Origin of the sequence: Erwinia typographi, assembly GCF_000773975.1 — a bacterium.
GTDB classification, from domain to species: Bacteria; Pseudomonadota; Gammaproteobacteria; order Enterobacterales; family Enterobacteriaceae; genus Erwinia; species Erwinia typographi.
The window spans coordinates 1-4,949 of record NZ_JRUQ01000066.1 but is presented as its reverse complement, the minus strand read 5'-3'; the positions used below and the strand labels follow the sequence as shown (position 1 = coordinate 4,949).

Below are 4,949 nucleotides of genomic sequence, written 5' to 3'. Positions count from 1 at the left end.
GGAGAAAACGGCGTTGCCACAGTGACACTGACGAGCACCAGAGCACAGACAGTGTCGGTGAGCGTGCAGAGTGGCAGTGCCTCGGCGACGCAGAACGCGCATTTCACCGCAACGGATGTGGTTGCGAGCCACCTTGCGCTGAACGTGACAAAGGACAATGCGCTGGCAGATGGCAGTGAAACGGACACGGTGGTAGCGACGCTGACGGACAGTAACGACAGGCCTGTATCAGGTAAGAAGGTGAGCTGGACGGTGCCGGTCGGCGTGACGGTGAAAGGCGGCGACGCGGTGTCGGACAGTAGTGGTAAGATAACAGTTCAACTGCTTTCAACTGTGTCGGGTGACGTGAAAGTGAGCGGTGCCAGCGGTGGACTGACGGCGGAGACCACGGCGCATTTCACTGTGGTGCCTGCCGAGGTAAGCCACGTTGCTCTGGAGATTACCAGGGATGAGGCTGTTGCTGATGGAATAAGTACCAATGAAGTGGTTGCAACGCTGACGGATACTAATGGCAACCCTGTATCAGGTAAGAAGGTGAGCTGGACGGTGCCATCCAGTGTGACGGTAAAGGGGGGCGATGCGGTGTCGGACAGCAATGGCAGGGTGACGGTGCAACTGACGTCGATGGTGGGCGGACAAAAGGAGGTGAGCGCTGCAAGTAATGGACATGTTGCGTCAGCCGTAGTGATATTCTCTCTGGGTTAAAATCGCTGCTAACATTAATGCTAAGTGGTCAGGCATGTTAATGACGCCGCAGGGCGATAAAAAGTCCCGTCCCGCATCATGGCGAACAGAACGTCGCAGCGGCGTCTTGCTGGAGTGATAAGCGCCTGGTTGTGTCGGAATACGCACCTGGCTCATTTTGCGTATGTAATAAGCCCCGTATATCCGATCTCCTGGCGCTGCGAAGGCAGACAGGAACAGCGCCCGTTTAAGGGGTTTATTACCCCGCCGCAATGGACGTTTCCCGCGTATGGATGAGCCGGAGCGTCGGGTCACCTGCGCCAGACCTGCAGAGGTTGCGATATGTGCGGCAGAGGCGATGGCGTGGCAGGCGACCTCTGTGATGCGTCTGGCTGCGGTCCTGACACCAACTCCGGGCATGCTGGTCAGGACCGGGTAAAGAGGGTGAAAGACCCGCTGTTCTACCTCAGGGGCCATCTTGTCTCTTTGCTTGCGCAGCATGATGAGTTGGAGTGCCATAGGTGGCAGAACAACGACAGCAGCATTTGTGCCTGGAACGACGACAGTTTGCCAGGTTAATGCCTGGTGAAATCTGCAGCAAGGCGCTTTCCCAGTCGAGGTGCGGGTTTGCAGAGCTGGGTTGCCAGCTTTTTTTTTCCCAGCGAAGCGAGTTTCGGGGGAGAGATAACGCCGGAGAATCTCGAGTCCTGCCGTGATCCGGGGACGCGTTTCAGTGCCGGATGTATCTGGGGCAAAAGGGCGCGGATACGGTTGCTGGCCTGGCCTAGCTTGTCTGTGCGGTAATATCATCATCTGAGCCGTATGGCAAAGAAAGTTCGGCGATGATGGCTGCATCACAGGCATCGGTTTTGGCTTCACTGGCGTGTAAGTCGGCGTTGCGGCGCATTGCCAGCCCGGGGGCATCCGACAAGGACGCCTTCAGAGCGGGCAACGGCGACGGGTAATGCACCAATAGTTGGAGGCTGATCAACGACCAGCAGTATCTGACCATGCTGTTTAAGGTCAGATATCAGCGCCCTGAGTTTGTTTTCGTCTTAAGGTAATGCTTTATCGAACAGGCGTTTATCTGAACGATCAACGGCAACGGCGTGATGTGTATCTTCACCGACATCAACGCCAGTAAAGAACTGGACTGATTCGTAATCGCCGGATTCGGTCATTCTGTCTCCCTGTTTTACGGGGTAACCAGATAACCACGGGGAGCAGGTACCGGCATCCACTTACAGACGGTCACGACAAAAGTGCCTGACCTGCCCCCTGTTAGCTGATACCCGCGTCCCACAGACCCGGTGATATCATTCCCCCCTGATTTGGACGACCGGGGGGAGTAATCATGCCGGGTCTGAATGGCTAACACCCCATTATAAGGGGGGCGAATAAAGTAACGGGGCTGGCTATCGGAGGCCTGTAGTCAGGACCTGTGGCCTTTGTGACCGTTAATGAGTGGAAAAAGGATCTGCACACGGCGTTTTAGCCATTAGCCGATTTTTGACGGGTTAGTCAAACTAAAAATCAGGTTAATTCCGGAACAAAACAGTGCGGGTTCTGGCTGATTGTCGGTGGCAGGGCTCGAATTTTTATTTTAGATTGATAATCCAGCCCAGGTATTTTTACCGGACCGTCAGTCTTCGTTAGATGGATAGCATGCGAACCCTGTAGATTATGAGCTTTGATATGCACCACCGGAGTGGCGGGTGGCGCCGTTGGTTTTAATAAAGGTGATCGTCGCTGTCATTTATACTACTTTTTTGCAATTTTATGAAAAACAGATGAAGGGTTGAAAGTGAATCGCAAGATTTATATTTTTTTAATTACAGGCGTGATAGTGATATTTTTTATTATTATGAAATTAACGGACAGAACTTTTATCGAAAATGCGGAGTGTCTTATCTCCAGGGAGTCAGCTGATTTTATGCCAAAGTTTATGCATTTTGTTCAGCTTGTATACAGAGTTGTGTTTGAAACGTGCGATCACGATTACCGCTAAAAGATTTTCAAAAAATTACAGACCGCACAAAGTCGAGCCATTTAAGCAGTAGTTCCAGAATGACATATCCTGACAGACAATAAAGAATAACAAACAGACTAAAACTGCACAGTTTTCTTTTTATATCCTTCTCCTTACAATCTTTCTTTTTCACATGTATGCCGTATGAAATTTGATCATGGTATTATCATACCACTTACGCTGTGGCGGATCTAATTAACTTATTTCAAGAGCCGAACCGGGGGTAGAGATAACATTTCTTTAATGTAAGTGACTGATAACATGTGATTCGATAAAGCATCCGGATAAAAGTTTTATTCATGACAACTTTTGTTTTTTGCTGCTTAGGATCTGACAGGCGATCATCACAGTGGAGCTCAGGGCTGTTAACCCGTACTGTTCGTACGTCATGGACCGTCCAGTATATGCTGTGGTTTCCTGGGAAGATGCTTATTAAGCGGTTCAGTCTGCCTTCAGTAAGAATAAATTGTCAATCACGATGAGTGGCAACGAGCATCATGATAAAAGTTGCTACTATTATCACAACAAGAACTATAATGGCAACAAGAATTTTCAAGATTTCTATCCTTAACTCTTTGAGATTAATTATTATCCTCTTATAATTTTAAACACTCTTACAACCATTTAACGATAAAACAGGCTGCAGATTTGTAGTGCGCGAACTGGCAGTTACTGGTGTTTTTTTCTTGTGATTTAAACAGTTTGGTATCAATTGATCGTTCTCTTTCACAGGTGTTAATTACCCGAATTGTTTCACGCTTTCGCTGGATCTAAAGTAATAGCCTTTTTATCTCCTGAATGATTGCCGGGAACGGTCAAGAATAACCGACTGAAGTGAAGTTTACACCGTGGGCCATGGCTGCACAGAACGGTGGCCATAGACGGGAGGCTGGTACATGATAAATTAATCTGTGGTGATGAAAAAATAACGCCCTCTTTCCAGGGCGTAATCGAAAAAGCCGATTAAAAGTTGGGAATGCAAGTTTTACTTCTTAGGATGTTGCGCGCCATACACAACACGATACAGTCTGCCAGACCAATATTAAATAAAAGACCAACAAATCTCTGTTCGTGGGTGAGGGCATTGATCTGCATCATGTTTTTATTCTTATGTTGAAAGTGTCGTTAAAAAAATCACTGGTGATGAAAAACTGGGTGAAGTCTTTAATTTGATAACGTTGCTTCCCTGAGACTTCTCCCGGGGAGCAATGTAATTAAGAAATCCATGCACATGATCCTGCTGGTTAAAATTCAATTATGATTGATTCATGTGTCAGAGAGTATCGTTCTCCTCTCTGCAGACTGGTGATGATTCAGGGATGCTCGTGCCGGGAAAATCGTCACTGCTTCAGGCCGGAATATACCTCATCGGACTCATCTCTCGATAAGGAGGTCGGCCATCGCACGATGCAACACAATGTCCGCTGCACGGGTTACTACTCAGGAGTTGTCTGCTCGTCTGCGCGTCACACATTTATGTCAAGCCCCGTTATGACCTTTTTAAATTGCAGTCTAGTTAGCATTCCCCGTGAAATTTTGTTCCTGCTGGTCATTTTTTATAGTGAGTGGGAAATTTTTTAGATTTACCTGACTTCTTGACGCTGTCACGTTATTGGCTATAACTTTTAGTTATGTTTGATTGTTGTTTATGGAATATTTTTTATACTGTGGTAGCCATAAACTGCTTATGAGGTTATTCGATACGCCCCATAGTTGGGTGTAATAAATGAATTTTATTCAGGAGTTATAGCTTCTGAAGGGAGTGATAACTAACCTTTACTGGCTATATTAACAGGCTTAAAAGTGAAAGTAATATGGTCGTAGATAATGTGAATGTAAGTTCATGGATGATTTCATGATTGAAGGTGAATTTATTTATATTTTGTGTATTTCTTGTGTGTTGTTGGTATGGTTGTTTTTTGGCTATTTCTGGAACAGAGTATTTAACAGTGATGAAAACCCAGATGAAGGCGGGGAATGTCCTTATGAGTAATGTTATATCTATGAGCTATGCAGGGTGGGGGAGGTAATCTATATGTGGTTTTTTGTTTTGAGGAGATATTATATTTAATCCATATCATGGACCTTGGGGATTGATTGAAATGGTACTTAAATTATTTTCTTAGGGATATAAAGCGGCAGCATTAGTCGGTAATTTCCTGGAAGACTTATTGAAGTGGCGGGAGATGCATTTTCTGCAGATAAACCGGATCCCGTACGAGCCTGTACATAGATT

1 protein-coding gene and 1 pseudogene are annotated in these 4,949 nt (G+C 46.5%); one reads left to right on the top strand and one right to left on the bottom strand.

Annotation, left to right across the window (positions count from 1 at the left end):
• Positions 1–57: 57 nt before the first annotated feature.
• On the top strand, positions 58–705 hold the full coding sequence (locus NG99_RS22285; RefSeq protein WP_034897969.1) for an Ig-like domain-containing protein: 648 nt from the start codon (positions 58–60) through the stop codon (positions 703–705).
• Positions 706–725: 20 nt separating this feature from the next.
• Here the strand turns inward: NG99_RS22285 and NG99_RS28945 are convergent.
• Positions 726–1,865, bottom strand: a pseudogene (locus tag NG99_RS28945) (IS110 family transposase).
• Positions 1,866–4,949 lie beyond the last annotated feature (3,084 nt).